At 60.3% G+C, this 13327-nt stretch carries 15 protein-coding genes; 1 reads left to right on the top strand and 14 read right to left on the bottom strand.

Annotated elements, in window-relative coordinates; all coding sequences use genetic code 11:
- Nucleotides 1-83: 83 nt before the first annotated feature.
- The 10 genes from AC3WMV_RS14780 to AC3WMV_RS14825 form a co-directional block, all read right to left on the bottom strand.
- A complete protein-coding gene (locus AC3WMV_RS14780) occupies nt 84-887 on the bottom strand; it encodes a transglutaminase family protein (RefSeq protein WP_027613320.1) in 804 nt (267 codons plus the stop codon).
- Entirely contained in the window at nt 884-1834 is a 951-nt protein-coding gene (locus AC3WMV_RS14785) for an alpha-E domain-containing protein (RefSeq protein ID WP_027613321.1), read from the bottom strand. The genes AC3WMV_RS14780 and AC3WMV_RS14785 overlap by 4 nt, the downstream gene beginning before the upstream one ends.
- A 12-nt stretch (nt 1835-1846) precedes the next feature.
- Nucleotides 1847-3256, bottom strand: a complete 1410-nt coding sequence (locus tag AC3WMV_RS14790; protein WP_027613322.1) for a circularly permuted type 2 ATP-grasp protein — start codon at nt 3254-3256, stop codon at nt 1847-1849.
- 474 nt (nt 3257-3730) lie between these two features.
- Nucleotides 3731-4078 carry a ribonuclease E inhibitor RraB gene (locus AC3WMV_RS14795; protein WP_007960698.1) on the bottom strand — a complete coding sequence of 116 codons (348 nt, stop codon included), beginning with the start codon at nt 4076-4078 and terminating at the stop codon, nt 3731-3733.
- Nucleotides 4079-4290: 212 nt separating this feature from the next.
- On the bottom strand, nt 4291-4524 hold the full coding sequence (locus AC3WMV_RS14800) for a hypothetical protein (protein ID WP_027613323.1): 234 nt from the start codon (nt 4522-4524) through the stop codon (nt 4291-4293).
- A gap of 289 nt (nt 4525-4813) precedes the next feature.
- Nucleotides 4814-5689: a polyamine aminopropyltransferase gene (gene speE, locus AC3WMV_RS14805; RefSeq protein WP_041068886.1), complete on the bottom strand. Its 876-nt coding sequence runs from the start codon at nt 5687-5689 to the stop codon at nt 4814-4816.
- Nucleotides 5690-5944: 255 nt separating this feature from the next.
- Nucleotides 5945-6136, bottom strand: coding sequence for a PLDc N-terminal domain-containing protein (locus AC3WMV_RS14810; protein ID WP_007960694.1), 192 nt, complete (start codon nt 6134-6136; stop codon nt 5945-5947).
- A 71-nt stretch (nt 6137-6207) separates the two neighbouring features.
- A complete protein-coding gene (locus AC3WMV_RS14815) occupies nt 6208-6738 on the bottom strand; it encodes a hypothetical protein (protein WP_103368917.1) in 531 nt (176 codons plus the stop codon).
- Nucleotides 6739-6896: 158 nt separating this feature from the next.
- Complete coding sequence (locus tag AC3WMV_RS14820; protein ID WP_027613325.1) at nt 6897-7415, bottom strand: ankyrin repeat domain-containing protein; 519 nt, start codon at nt 7413-7415, stop codon at nt 6897-6899.
- Between the two features lie 97 nt (nt 7416-7512).
- Entirely contained in the window at nt 7513-9351 is a 1839-nt protein-coding gene (locus AC3WMV_RS14825; RefSeq protein WP_103368918.1) for a long-chain-acyl-CoA synthetase, read from the bottom strand.
- 379 nt (nt 9352-9730) lie between these two features.
- Between AC3WMV_RS14825 and AC3WMV_RS14830 the strand changes: the two genes are divergently transcribed.
- Nucleotides 9731-10009, top strand: a complete 279-nt coding sequence (locus tag AC3WMV_RS14830) for a DUF3509 domain-containing protein (RefSeq protein WP_027613327.1) — start codon at nt 9731-9733, stop codon at nt 10007-10009.
- A gap of 193 nt (nt 10010-10202) precedes the next feature.
- Here AC3WMV_RS14830 and mtnC read toward each other — a convergent pair whose 3' ends face one another.
- From mtnC to AC3WMV_RS14850, 4 genes are all read right to left on the bottom strand, one after another.
- Complete coding sequence (gene mtnC / locus AC3WMV_RS14835; protein ID WP_027613328.1) at nt 10203-10886, bottom strand: acireductone synthase; 684 nt, start codon at nt 10884-10886, stop codon at nt 10203-10205.
- Nucleotides 10887-10890: 4 nt separating this feature from the next.
- Entirely contained in the window at nt 10891-11436 is a 546-nt protein-coding gene (locus tag AC3WMV_RS14840; RefSeq protein WP_027613329.1) for a 1,2-dihydroxy-3-keto-5-methylthiopentene dioxygenase, read from the bottom strand.
- A 92-nt stretch (nt 11437-11528) separates the two neighbouring features.
- The gene (locus AC3WMV_RS14845; protein WP_103368919.1) at nt 11529-12155 is read right to left on the bottom strand and encodes a methylthioribulose 1-phosphate dehydratase; all 627 of its coding nucleotides are present in this window, start codon (nt 12153-12155) and stop codon (nt 11529-11531) included.
- On the bottom strand, nt 12152-13297 hold the full coding sequence (locus AC3WMV_RS14850; protein WP_103368920.1) for an MFS transporter: 1146 nt from the start codon (nt 13295-13297) through the stop codon (nt 12152-12154). The genes AC3WMV_RS14845 and AC3WMV_RS14850 overlap by 4 nt, the downstream gene beginning before the upstream one ends.
- Between the last annotated feature and the right edge of the window lie 30 nt (nt 13298-13327).

Genomic DNA, 13327 nt, shown 5'->3' on the forward strand with positions numbered 1-13327 from the left:
GCGGTTTATCAGCCAGCAATGTGGTGTCTGAAACTCCGCTTTCGCGAGCAGGCTCGCTCCTACAGGGTTTTGTGTGAAGCAAATTACTGTTGTTGCACGGAAATAACCGGCGTCGGCGACACGAACACCTTCGCATGCATCTGCTCACAACCACCGCCCCGACGCATGCCGCGCACCGGGCAGGCATCCAGATAATCCAGGCCCACCGCCAGTTTCAGGTGCCGCTCCGGGCGGGCCAACTGGTTGGTCACGTCAAAGCTGTACCAAGCGTCATCCAGCCACGCTTCGGCCCAGGCATGACTGGCCAGATGTTCGGCGTCCTCGCTGTACAGATAACCCGACACATAACGCGACGGAATCCCCAGGCTGCGTGCACAAGCGAGAAACGCATGGGTGTGATCCTGACAAACCCCGGCGCGCCCGGCAAAGGCTTCGGCGGCGCTGGTGTCGACTTCAGTCGAACCCGGCGTGTAGCTGATGTGCTGGTTCAAACCATGCATCAGGTCGATCAGCGCAGTGCGATCGCGCCGCTGTTTGCAGGATTTGTCGGCAAACGCCCGTAGCGCTTCGTCGGCCTCGGTCAGGCGGGTGAAACGCAGGAACGGCAGCGCCGACTGGCTCTCATGCTCAGCCTCGCGCAATTCGTCGATATCGACCTGGCCACGGGCGCCGATAATGATCGCTTCGTGCGGCTCGTCCATGGTCAGCACATGCAGGATGTTGCCGAACGGATCGAGCTGGGCGCGCACCGGACGCGGCAGGTCGAGCTGCCAGCTCAACACGTGCTGACGCTCGCTGTCGTGCGGGGTCAGGCGCAGATACTGGATGCTCGCCCGCACCTGATCTTCATAGTGATAGGTGGTCTCGTGGCTTATGGAAAGTCTCATGCAGCCTCCAGGTATGAACTGTGAATCGCGTTGCCCAACTGGCGCACCAGCGGGATGAATTCGGTGAGCCAGGCGTGCAGGCCTTCGGCGAGGATTTCGTTGATACCGGTGTAGCGCAGACGCGCGTCCATTTCGGCAGCAAGGCGTTGTGCCGGACGGCCATTGGCGCCGGGCAACTGGGCGAGGATCTGGTCGATTTCCTCGGTGCAGGCGCGCAGTGAGCGCGGCACATCGGCGCGCAACAGCAGCAGCTCGGCGACATGCCGGGCGCCGGGGGCGTCGCGGTAGATCTCGGTGTAGGCCTCGAACGATGACAGCGCTCGCAACAGTGCACTCCACTGGTAATAGGCGTGCGCCGTACCGTCACTGACGGCCTCGGCCTGATCGCCGGCCATTTCATAGCGCGCATCGAGCAGGCGCAGCGTGTTGTCCGCACGCTCGATGAACGTCCCCAGACGAATGAAGCGGAACGCATCGTTGCGCATGATCGTGCCGTAGGACGCGCCACGGAACAGGTGCGAGCGCTCCTTGATCCACTCGCAGAAACGGCTCATGCCGTAACGACTGAGGCCCTGCTCGGCAATGCCGCGAATTTCCAGCCAGGTAGCGTTGATGTTCTCCCACATGTCCGCGGTGATACGCCCGCGCACCGCATGCGCACTGGCTCGCGCTGCGCCGAGGCAGCTGTAGATGCTCGCCGGGTTGGCCGCGTCCAGGGCGAAGAAATGCAACAGGCGTTCGGCATGCAGTTCGCCGTGACGCTCCAGGTAATCGTCGAGGGTGCCGGTGATCAACAGCGGCATCGCCAGTTCGTGCAAACCGTCGCCGCGACCGTCCTGCGGCATCAGCGACAGCGAATAGCTGATATCGAGCATCCGTGCGAGGTTTTCCGCCCGCTCCAGGTAACGCGACATCCAGTACAGATCCGAGGCAGTTCTACTTAACATGGCAAGCTTCCTTCAATCCTCGACCACCCAGGTGTCCTTGGTGCCGCCGCCCTGGGAGGAGTTCACCACCAGGGAGCCTTCACGCAGGGCGACACGGGTCAAACCGCCGGGCACGACCCGGGTTTCGCGGCCAGACAATACAAACGGACGCAGGTCGATATGACGCGGCGCAATGCCGTTTTCGACAAAGGTCGGACAGGTCGACAGCGACAGCGTCGGCTGCGCAATGTACGCGTGGGGCTTGGCCTTGATCCGCTCACGGAACGCATCGATCTGCGCCGTGGTTGACGCCGGCCCCACCAGCATTCCGTAACCGCCGGAGCCCTGGGTCTCCTTGACCACCAGATCCGGAAGATTGGCCAGCACGTGGGAAAGTTCCGAGGGGTTGCGGCACTGCCAGGTCGGCACGTTCTTCAGGATCGGTTCTTCATCGAGGTAGAAACGGATCATCTCGGTGACAAACGGGTACACCGATTTGTCATCCGCCACCCCAGTGCCGATGGCATTGGCCAGCACTACATTGCCCGAGCGATAGGACGACAGCAGCCCCGGTACACCGAGCATCGAGTCGGGGTTGAATGCCAGCGGATCGAGGAACGCGTCGTCGAGACGGCGGTAGATCACGTCCACCGCTTTTGGCCCGTCGGTGGTGCGCATGTACACCTTGTCGTCACGCACGAACAGGTCGGCGCCCTCCACCAGTTCAACGCCCATTTCCCGCGCCAGGAAAGCGTGTTCGAAGAACGCACTGTTGAAGCGCCCCGGCGTCAGCACCACCACGCTCGGGTCGTCAATCGGGCTGGAGCTCTTCAGGGTGTCGAGCAACAGATTCGGGTAGTGGTCGATGGGCGCGATGCGCTGGGCGGCGAACAGCTCCGGGAACAGACGCATCATCATTTTTCGATCTTCGAGCATGTAGCTGACGCCGCTCGGAGTACGCAGGTTGTCTTCGAGCACGTAGTAAGTGCCATCGCCGTCGCGCACAAGGTCGACGCCGGAGATGTGCGAATAGATGTCGCGGTGCAGATCCAGGCCCTGCATCGCCAACTGGTACTGCTCGTTGGCCAGCACCTGTTCGGCAGGGATAATCCCGGCCTTGATGATGCGCTGCTCGTGATAAAGGTCGGCGAGGAACATGTTCAACGCCTTGACCCGCTGGATGCAGCCGCGCTCGACGATCCGCCACTCGCTGGCGGGAATGCTGCGCGGAATGGTGTCGAACGGAATCAGGCGCTCGGTACCCTGCTCGTCCCCATAGAGCGTGAAGGTGATGCCGGCCCGGTGGAACAGCAGATCGGCCTCGCGTCGCCGCTGTGCCAGCAACTCGTCAGGCGTGTCGGCCAGCCAGCGGGCGAACTCCCGGTAATGCGGGCGGACCTGGCCGCCGGCATCGTACATTTCATCAAAATAGGTGCGGATCATGCCGTACTCCTTGTCACCCGGACCTACAGGCCTTCGCAAGGCCCGTGCCATCGGCATAAACGCTTTGATTTCAATCGGTTGGATAATCACGCCGCAAGCACCGCACCATTCCTGTGCGGCAATGGCCCCAACCGGATTGCCCCCGCTTCATTGCGACGCATTGCATCGCCTATCACCAGAATAGTCAGAGTTGATTTCACCGCTCGCACCGAGCTGCGGATAATCGGCGCATTCGCTGAAAACTTCCCCGGTGAAGGTTTCAGCTCCACTGATCCGGACTGCCCGCGCAGTCCCCGCAGGCCGTAACCCTGACCGGTTTCCTCTACTTATCGGTCTTCCCTTTAGCCGCCCTCTCCGGTGGCTTTTTTTTGCCCGGGATTCTTGTTTCAGGGTTTTGCCACGGGCTATTCGGCGGCCAGAAACGACAACGGCCAACCCGAAGGTCAGCCGTTGCTCAATACCTGAAACCAGAGATCAGTTCAGACGATGGCGGTTACGCACCTCCTGCTTGACGCCCCAGCCCTCGATGATGCCGCCCAGCGGCTCGACCACGGCAGAGAAGCCCTGCTCGAAATCGCCAATGTCGTCATAGGTTGCGTACATCACTTTGCTCAGTTCCAGCGACCAGGCGCCATCGTCGCGCGCACTGACCTGGGCATTGATGGATTCACCACGAAATTTGCCTGCCGCCCTGCGCGCCCGCTCCTCATCCGGGAAAATGGCGTAGAACTCGATGGGATGGAACCGGGAAAAGTCGAAACCGCCTTCTTTCATGCGGCGCAGAACATTGCTGCTGATGTCTTCTTGATAGGCTGTGCTCATGAATCGTCCCCCTCGGATAGATGGATAGACTTTCCGTATTCCCGCCCCGGGCCTTACAGGCCAAAGTACTTCGGCAACGTGGTTGCACGCGGGAAACAAGCATGTAGCTGACAAGACCAGACCTTAGCGATTGTTTCGCTGATCTCGCTTGCAGAGTAGCCCCAAGATAGAGCTGCTGCCAAGGCCTGGTGCTTCAAGTGACAGGAAGAATTTCAGATTGGCGTGATACTGCGGATTTCGATGCTGTTCTGGGTTTTCAGGCTTTTCACGCCAGCATCGGTGGTGCGCCCTTCAAGATCGTTCATATCCAGTTCGGCGGCCACCGGCAGGAGCCGTTCCTTGATCAGGCGTGCAGCCTCGTCGTCGCTGGGGCATTCCGCGCGCTCGAACACCTCATCGACAATTTCACCATGATCGTCCACGAAAGTGACTTTCCACTTTTGCATCGGTGCCTCCTCGATCAAACCCGCAAATGGGCTTACTTCTATCTCGACTTTTGGCGAGATTGATCGTTCAAAAGGATTGCAGCAGACGAACATGAAAAAAAATTAACCGATGGGGAAACAGGCTTGTGTGGCGAGGGGATTCATCCCCGATGGGCGCGAAGCGTCCCTGAATTCAGCGAACGCATAGTGTCAGTTCCAACGCGTCTGCCGATTTTACGACTGCTGCGCAGCCGATCGGGGATAAATCCCCTCACCACAGGGGATCTATCACCGATCCGGGAATAGTGCGTCAGTCGTTGCTTGGCTTGTTGATCGCCTGCAACACGTACTGCGGCAGCGCGAATGCGCCGATGTGGATTTCCGGGTTGTAGTAGCGGGTGACGATGCCGCTGCCGATGAAGCGCTGTTGCAGGGTTTCACGGCTCAGTTTGCGGTAGGCCGGGTTGGTCGAGCCCCAGGCGAAGGTCATCGAACCGCCGATGTAGGTCGGCACGGCCGCCTGATAGAAGTGCCAGTCCGGGAACAGGCTGCGCAGGCGACCGGCAGTGGTTTTGACTTCGTCGATCTGCATGAACGGCGTGCCGTTCTGAGTCACGAGGATCCCGCCTTCGTTCAGGCAACGGTGGCAGGCCTGATAGAAGTTCTCCGAGAACAGCACTTCGCCCGGGCCGATCGGGTCGGTGGAGTCAGAGATGATCACGTCGAATTTTTCCGTGGTGGTGGCGACGAAACGCATGCCGTCGTCGATCACCAGGTTCAGCCGTGGGTCGTCGTAGGCGCCCTTGGAGTGGTTCGGCAGGAATTCCTTGCACATGTCGACCACGGTGCCGTCGATCTCGACCATGGTGATGTGCTCGACGCTGGCGTGCTTGGTCACTTCGCGCAGCATGCCGCCGTCGCCGCCGCCGATGATCAGCACGCGTTTGGCAGTGCCGTGGGCGAGGATCGGCACGTGGGTGAGCATTTCGTGGTAGATGAATTCATCGGCTTCGGTGGTCTGGATCACGCCGTCCAGCGCCATCACCCGGCCCATGCGCGGGTTCTGGAAAATCACCAGGTGCTGGTGTTCGGTGCGCACTTCGTGCAGCAGTTTTTCCATGCGAAAACGCTGGCCGTAGCCTTCGTAGAGGGTTTCCAGGTACTCGCTGGTTTTGGTGACGGTCATGGTCAAGTGCTCCGATGAATGCGCGGGCGCCAATCGTGGGGGACGATTGCCCGGGAAAGGCGCGCATTCTACGTTGCCGAAGATGACAGGTCGAACCTTCCTCCGACAGAGCACACTCTGGAGGTATCGCAAGACCAATGTGGGAGCGGGCTTGCTCGCGAAAGCGGAGTGTCATTCAACCTGTGTTTCGACTGAACAATCGCCTTCGCGAGCAAGCCCGCTCCCACAGGGGATCAGCGTGTTTTCGGGAAAGCGTCAGACCCGCACATTGCCCCGTGGCCCGGCGATCGCCCAGATGATCAGGCCAAGTACTGGCAGGAGGATGATCAGCAGAACCCAGAGGATTTTCATCCCGGTCTCGGCGCCGCTTTTCAGTACGTTGATGATCGCCCAGATATCGAGGGCGAGAATGATCAGGCCAATCAGACCGTTGAACGTGGAACCCATGGTGTCGCTCCAGAATAGTGGCATGCACTTTTAGGATAGACGGTCGCGCGCAGGGTTCCCTTTTATTGCGTTCAGACGTGAACGGCGACTTTCAGCGCTTCCAGCGAAGGCGCGGCAGCGATGCCGACTTCAGCGCACAGCTCCAGCACCCGTGGCACGTCGTTGCCGTAGACCAGCACCACTTGCAGCTCGTCGTCGAGCAACTGGCTGAAGTTCATCAGCGTGTAACCGCCGTTTTCCTTGTTCAGGCTGCTCATCTGCACCTGGATACGGTTCAACGCGGTCAGCGCTTCGGTCTTGGCCAGTTGCTTGGGCTTGAGGTTGAAATCGACGCCCGGGCCGAACGAGGCGACGATCTGCGCGAACAGGTCAACGTAGGTATCAGCCTGGAACAGCACGGTTTCCGGCAGGCTGCCGACCACCACCCACTCGCCCAGCGGGATCGGGAAGGTGTCGTCGTAGTTGATGTCCGGGTTGGCTGCCAGAAAGGCGTCGGCATCAGCGTAGGCCCGCGCCGCTTCGTCCCCCACGTTCAGGATCTCGTCCTCGCCCATGCAGCCGGAGCTGATTTTGCTGATGAGTTCAACGAGTGCGGCTTTCATGAGGGCGGATCCTGTGGAAGGTTGAATTCGAGGGCGCGGAGGATAGCGCACAAAGCAAAAGATCGCAGCCTGCGGCAGCTCCTACAAGTTCCGCGCCCATTTGGCGAACGAATGTGAGACCTGTAGGAGCTGTCGCAGGCTGCGATCTTTTGACCTTATCAGGCCAGCAGTTTTTCCAACTGCGCCGTGGTATCGACCGCGCCCATGGTGCGGGCCGCGTCCAGCGCGGTGACGCCATTGGCATCCTTGGCTTGCGGGTCGGCGCCCTTGCTGATCAGGTAATCGACGATTTCCACGCGGTTGAACATCGCCGCCATCATCAGCGCGGTGCGGCCATCGAACGACGAGCCTTCGATCTCGGCGCCCGCTTCCACCAGCGCCTTGACCACCGCCAGATCGCCCTTGAACGCGGCGCCGGCAATCGGGCTCTGGCCGTTGCCGTTGCGCATTTCCGGGTCGGCCTTGTGCTTGAGCAGCACCTGCACGGCGTCGACGTGGCCATAGTAACTGGCGAGCATCAGCAGGGTGTCGCCCTTGCTGTTTTTCAGGTTCACCGGCAAACCGGCGCTGATCAGCCGATCAAGCATCAGCGCATCACCTTCGCGCGCCTTGTTGAAAACCTGCTCGGTGAATTCGGCAGCTTCTTCAGGGGTCATCTGGCGGCTCTGGTCAGACATAGGGCAACTCCACTTTCGGTTATTCGCAAAGCCGACAGTTTCCCGAGCGCGACGATAGCTGTCACCCCCTTTTTCTCAAGTCAGGCCATAGCCAATCTCAATAGCGGTATTTGCCTTGATGAATATCGGCCAGAATTTCGTCCGTCACTTGCACGTAAGTCTGGGTGCCAGGCAGCCACGCGTAAATCGGATCATCACCTGTCTGGCCGGGGTCGAAGCCCTCGTTTTTCAATCGGGTCTTTTGGTATTTGAAAGTCCCGGTGGTTTCCATTTTCACCTTCACCCGCAGAAACAGCGGCACCGCATAGGCCGGCATGCGCTGACGGGCGAATGCGAGCAATTCGGCGAAATCCAGGGTCGCGAGGGATTCGGCGGGCGTGATTGCGGCCATCCCGGCGCGACCGTTGGTGTTGCGCACTTCCACGCCGTAGGCCACCGCTTCGGAAATGTGCGGGTGTTGCAGTAGCAGGTTTTCCACCTCGGTGGTCGAAACGTTTTCACCCTTCCAGCGATAGGTGTCGCCGAGTCGATCGACGAACTGCGCGTGGCCGAAGCCAATATTGCGCAGCAGGTCGCCGGTGTTGAAGAAGCGGTCGCCCTTGCTGAACACATCGTGCAACACCACCTTGGCGGTTTTCTGCGGATCGGTGTAACCGTCCAGCGGGGCTTTTTCGTCGATCCGCGCCAGCAGCAAGCCCTGTTCGCCCTTGCCGACCTTGCGCATGAAGCCGTCGGCGCTGCGCAACGGCTGCCCGCTGTCGTGGTCGTACGCCACCAGCTCCCAGGCCATCAGCGAAAAACCAATGGTGTTGTCGAAGTTGAGAATGTTGCTGAAGCCGATATTACCGTCGCTCGCCGCGTACAGCTCGCAGATGTGCTCGACGGCAAACCGGGTCTTGAACTCGGCCCAGGCGCCGGGACGCAAGCCGTTGCCGATCATCTTGCGCACCGCGTGACGGCTGTCATCGGCGCTGGGCGGTTGATCGACCAGATAACGGCACAATTCGCCGACATAGCCGAGGGTGGTCGCGTTGTAGCGACGCACGTCCGGCCAGAACTGACTGGCGCTGAACTTGCGACGGATCGCGAACCCGGAAGCGCCGTTGATCGCCGAGCCCCAGCACACACAAAGGCCGGTGGCGTGGTACAGCGGCAAGGTGCAATAGACGACATCGTCGGGGGTCATGTTCAGGGCGATCATGCCGAAGCTGGCCGAGCTGCGCATCCAGCGGCCGTGCTTGAACACCCCGGCCTTGGGCAGGCCGGTGGTGCCGGAGGTGTAGATGTAGAAGCACGGATCGTCGAAGAACACTTCGCCGCTGCTGGGCGGGTTTTCAGTGCAGGCGTCAGCACTGGCACTGATCAGATTGACGTAGCCCTCGGGCGCAATGCCTGGGTGGCTATAGGTGTCACGGTCGGCGATAAACCAGGTGCGCTGCGCCGGGATCGACACCTGCTCGCGGATCGCGGCAAACGCCGGCTGCAATTCCTCACCGAGGACAATCGCCACCGGCGCCACCAGATTTACGCTGTGAATCAGTGTGTCGCGGGTTTGCGAAGTATTGAGCAGCGCACTGACCGCGCCGAGTTTGGCCAGCGCCAGAATGGTCACCAGCAGCTCGGGACGATTTTCGATGAACACCGCGACCACGTCGCCCTTGCCGATGCCCTGCGCGCTCAGATAGTGGGCGATGCGGTTGGCCCACTGGTTGACCTGCGCATAGGTCAGCAAGACGTTGTCCTGCAAGATCGCCTGCCCCTCTGGATTGCGCAGCGTTGCTTGCTCGAAGGTCCAGCCGAGGCCACACGTTTGGGTCGGATCCGTGACTTTGGCGACTTTCATGCCCTTGACCACCCGCGGGATGGCTTTGGCGATCGTCGGCAGTTTGCGGAGCATCATGCTCCAGGTAATCGTGTCGCTCGACGCGTGACGCATGGCAGCTCCCCGGTCGGCCTGGTTGGCCGGTTTTTTTATTGTTCGGGCTGTGGGCATGACCTGCGTTGTGGGCAAGGTCGAGATCGAAAATACGTCAGCGCTTCTCGGCCTGTACACGCGGTTTTTGCAATGTTTTGTATCCGCCCTGTCACGCCTGGCGGCGGTGATTACGACTTTGCCGTTTGGTTCCGTTCAACTCATGAGAATCCCGCAAAATGCAGGATGCACGATGGCCATTCATGCAGATTGCACGAGCCATGCAAATTTCACGATTTTTAACTTATTGATTTATATACGTTTTTATTTTTCGGTGTGCTGGCACAATCGCTGCAACCTCCTCTGCATGCTTGCCATTCAAGTGCATACGGAGCTGAAAGACATGAGCCTGATCCAAGAAAAATTTACCTCGCTGTTCTCCAACTTCAACGTCACCACTGCGCCACGTCCCGATGGCGGGATTCTGCTGACGCTGCGCAGCAGTGAAGGCAAAGTGTTCAAGCGCGCCCTGACGTATCAGCAAATGCACAACGCCGACCAACTGTCGTGGGCGATCAGCGCGATCCGTCGTGACCTGGCGGAAGAAGCCAGTGAGCTGCCGCAGATTGCGATGCTGCAAAGCCAGCAGCGCTTTGCCCTGCCGACGTATCACTCGCTGTAATTTGATTCGAGGTTTTAAACAGCCTTAAACAAAAACAGGCCGGGCAGTTTTCACTGTCCGGCCTGTTTTTTTGGCTGATGCAAAACTCCGTGTGGGAGCGGGCTTGCTCGCGAAAGCGGCGTGTCAGTCAAAAATATTTGGCTGACACACCGCTTTCGCGAGCAAGCCCGCTCCCACATTGGATTGAGGGTGGTTAGAAGGCTTCGGGTTCGATGCCGGTGAAGCTGTCGACGGTGATATGGCTTCCCAGCTCCCCACCCTCGCGCGCCAGGCCGCAGGTCTGCAGGCCTGCCGATTGAGCGGCATCCAGCTCCTCAACAATGTCGGACAGAAACAGAATGTCCTGCGGCTCGACACCAATCGCCTGTTGAATGTTGGTGTAAGACTGCGCCTCACGCTTGGGCCCCGACGTGGTATCGAAATACCCGCTGAACAGCGGTGTCAGATCTCCCGCCTCGGAGCAGCCGAAGATCAGCTTCTGCGCCTGGATCGAACCCGACGAATACACAAACAGTTGATAACCGGCCTGATGCCAGCGCTTGAGCGCTTCAACGGCATCCGGGTACACGTGGCCCTTCAACTGCCCGGCGTGATAACCCTGCGCCCAGACCATGCCTTGCAAGGCTTTGAGCGGCGTGGCTTTGCGATCTTCCTCGATCCAGCTCAAGAGAATTTCAACAACCCGTTCAACATCGGCCTGCGGTGCATTGCTGTCGCGGCGCACGGCGTCGAGTTGCTCAGCCACATCGGCACGTTCGGCGTTCTGTCGCACGAAGTCCGGCAGGTGTTTGGCCGCATACGGGAACAGCACATCAAAAACGAAACTCACCGCGCTGGTGGTGCCTTCAATGTCAGTGACAATGGCTTTGATCGGCATCGGCTCAGTCCTCCAGACGTGGGAAGCGCCCGGCGATGTCTTCGCCGGTGAAATTCGCGACCCAGCCTTCCGGGTTGTTGAACAGGCGAATCGCCACGAAGTGCGGGTGCTCGCCCATGTCGAACCAGTGCTTGGTACCGGCCGGCACCGAGATCAGGTCGTTCTTCTCGCACAACACCGCGTAGACATAATCGTCGATGTGCAGGGTAAACAGGCCACGACCGGCAACGAAAAAGCGCACTTCGTCTTCGCCATGGCGGTGTTCTTCAAGGAACTTGGCGCGCAGTTCGGCTTTTTGCGGGTGGTCGCTGTTGAGGCTGATCACATCGACGGTGATGTAACCGCGCTCGGTCATCAGTTTGTCGATCTGCTCCTGATAGGCGCTGATCACCTCCTCCTGGCTGGCGCCGGGCTGGATCTTCGCGGCGGCTTGCCAGCGGTCGAAGCGCACGCCCTGCTCGGCGAGCGTCGAGGCGATGTCTTCGAAATGGGTCAGCACCTTGTTCGGAATCTCGGGGCTGGATACGTGATAGACGGACAGGCTGCTCATGGGCAATTCCTCGGTATCGGCCTTGCCGTCCGGCTCTTGCAGACCGGTCGGGCAGTGCATTTGATCAGGCAAATGGGCGGCTTCTGGTGAAGTCAGCCTTGGCGGTTCATGACGCTGCGGGTTTTCAACTCGCATTCAAACAGAAATTCGAAGGCCTCGATCTGCCGCAGGGCATCGCTCATCTGCGCGCCCCAGGTGTAGAGGCCGTGGCCGCGAATCAGATAACCGACGCAATCGGGATGGGCGTCGAGCCAAGGCTGCACCTTGGCGGCGAGGCGCGCAATGTCCTGGTCGTTGTCGAAGATCGGCACGCGCACCCGCGATTCATGGGTGGAGATGCCGCTGAAGGCTTTTTGCAGTTCGTAGTCTTCGAACTCGATAAAGTCTTGCGGCGTCAGGCGCGACAGCACCGTGGCGTTCACCGAGTGGGTGTGCAGCACCGCACCGATCTCCGCGCGCCAGCTGTAGAGCTGGGTGTGCAGCAGGGTTTCGGCCGAGGGCTTTTTGCCCGGTTCGAGGCTGTTGCCGGACAAATCCGTGGCGAGCACGTCGTCCAGGCCCAACTGGCCCTTGTGCTTGCCGGACACGGTCAGCAGCGCTTCGCTCTGCGACAGACGCGTCGAGTAATTGCTGCTGGTGGCCGGCGACCAGCCGCGACCATAAAGAAAACGCCCGGCGTCGACGATCTGCTGGGCGAGCTGTTCACGCGTAAGGCTCATGGCCTGTCCTCTTGCATACGTGTGGCAATGATAACGGCAGCAGCGAGCGCCGCGAGACTGGCAATACTAAAGGTCAATGTCGCGCCGAGGGCATTCCAGCTGTAACCGGAATACAACGCGCCCAGCGCGCCACCGGTGCCGGCCAGCGCCGCGTACAGCGCCTGACCCTGACCTTGCTGACGCGCACCGAAACTACGTTGCACGAAGGCGATGGCAGCCGCATGAAAGCTGCCGAAGGTCGCCGCGTGCAGCACCTGGGCCAACAACAGTACCCAGAGGAATTCGGCGAACGAACCTAGCAGCAACCAGCGCAGCGCCGCCAGCAGAAAACTCGCCATCAGCACCCGACGCAATGAAAAGCGCACGAGAATCCGGCTCATCGCCATGAACATCAGCACCTCGGCGACCACGCCCACGGCCCAGAGCATGCCGATCGTGCCACGGCTGTAACCGAGGCGTTCAAGGTGCAAGGTCAGAAACGTGTAATACGGGCCGTGGCTCATCTGCATCAGCGCGACGCAGGCGTAAAACGCCAGCACACCGGGGCTGCGCAGCTGCTTGAGAAAGCCCTCCCCGCTCGGCCGATTACCTTGCGGTGGCTGCGCGTTCGGCACCCACAGGCTGCTGAGGACGATGCCGGCCATGATCAGCACCAGCGCCGCCGGGTAGATGTCGAGGCTCAGCCATTCGAACAAACGGCCCAACGCGACCACGGTGATGATGAAACCGATCGAGCCCCACAGGCGAATCTGGCTGTAGCGCGAGGTTTGCCCCTGCAAGTGCGCGAGGGTGATGACTTCGAACTGCGGCAGCACCGCGTGCCAGAAGAACGCGTGCAACGCCATGACCATCGCCAGCCAGGCGTAGGTCTTGCTGACGAAAATCAGCGAGAACGTCAGCAGCGTACACACCGCACCGAAGCGCACGATGGCCAGGCGTTTGCCGGTGTAGTCGCCGAGCCAGCCCCAGATGTTCGGCGCCACACAGCGCATCAGCATCGGGATCGCCACCAGCTCGCCGATGCGCGCGGGGCTGAAGCCGAGATGATCGAAGTACAGCGCCAGAAACGGCGCTGTCGAGCCGAGCAAGGCGAAATAGAACAGATAGAAACTGGACAGCCGCCAGTACGGGAGCGCCGCCACGGTCAGACCGCGACGGCTTGGCGATCAACC

This window comes from Pseudomonas sp. FW305-3-2-15-E-TSA4 (genome assembly GCF_058787295.1).

Coding starts and splice junctions, on each gene's coding strand:
- AC3WMV_RS14830 (WP_027613327.1), top strand. CDS start 9,731: ATGAGCCTGATCCAAGAAAAATTTACCTCGCTGTTCTCCAACTTCAAC.
- AC3WMV_RS14800 (WP_027613323.1), bottom strand. CDS start 4,524: ATGCAAAAGTGGAAAGTCACTTTCGTGGACGATCATGGTGAAATTGTC.
- AC3WMV_RS14795 (WP_007960698.1), bottom strand. CDS start 4,078: ATGAGCACAGCCTATCAAGAAGACATCAGCAGCAATGTTCTGCGCCGC.
- AC3WMV_RS14810 (WP_007960694.1), bottom strand. CDS start 6,136: ATGGGTTCCACGTTCAACGGTCTGATTGGCCTGATCATTCTCGCCCTC.
- AC3WMV_RS14790 (WP_027613322.1), bottom strand. CDS start 3,256: ATGATCCGCACCTATTTTGATGAAATGTACGATGCCGGCGGCCAGGTC.
- mtnC (WP_027613328.1), bottom strand. CDS start 10,886: ATGCCGATCAAAGCCATTGTCACTGACATTGAAGGCACCACCAGCGCG.
- AC3WMV_RS14845 (WP_103368919.1), bottom strand. CDS start 12,155: ATGAGCCTTACGCGTGAACAGCTCGCCCAGCAGATCGTCGACGCCGGG.
- AC3WMV_RS14780 (WP_027613320.1), bottom strand. CDS start 887: ATGAGACTTTCCATAAGCCACGAGACCACCTATCACTATGAAGATCAG.
- AC3WMV_RS14825 (WP_103368918.1), bottom strand. CDS start 9,351: ATGCGTCACGCGTCGAGCGACACGATTACCTGGAGCATGATGCTCCGC.
- AC3WMV_RS14840 (WP_027613329.1), bottom strand. CDS start 11,436: ATGAGCAGCCTGTCCGTCTATCACGTATCCAGCCCCGAGATTCCGAAC.
- AC3WMV_RS14820 (WP_027613325.1), bottom strand. CDS start 7,415: ATGTCTGACCAGAGCCGCCAGATGACCCCTGAAGAAGCTGCCGAATTC.
- speE (WP_041068886.1), bottom strand. CDS start 5,689: ATGACCGTCACCAAAACCAGCGAGTACCTGGAAACCCTCTACGAAGGC.
- AC3WMV_RS14785 (WP_027613321.1), bottom strand. CDS start 1,834: ATGTTAAGTAGAACTGCCTCGGATCTGTACTGGATGTCGCGTTACCTG.
- AC3WMV_RS14815 (WP_103368917.1), bottom strand. CDS start 6,738: ATGAAAGCCGCACTCGTTGAACTCATCAGCAAAATCAGCTCCGGCTGC.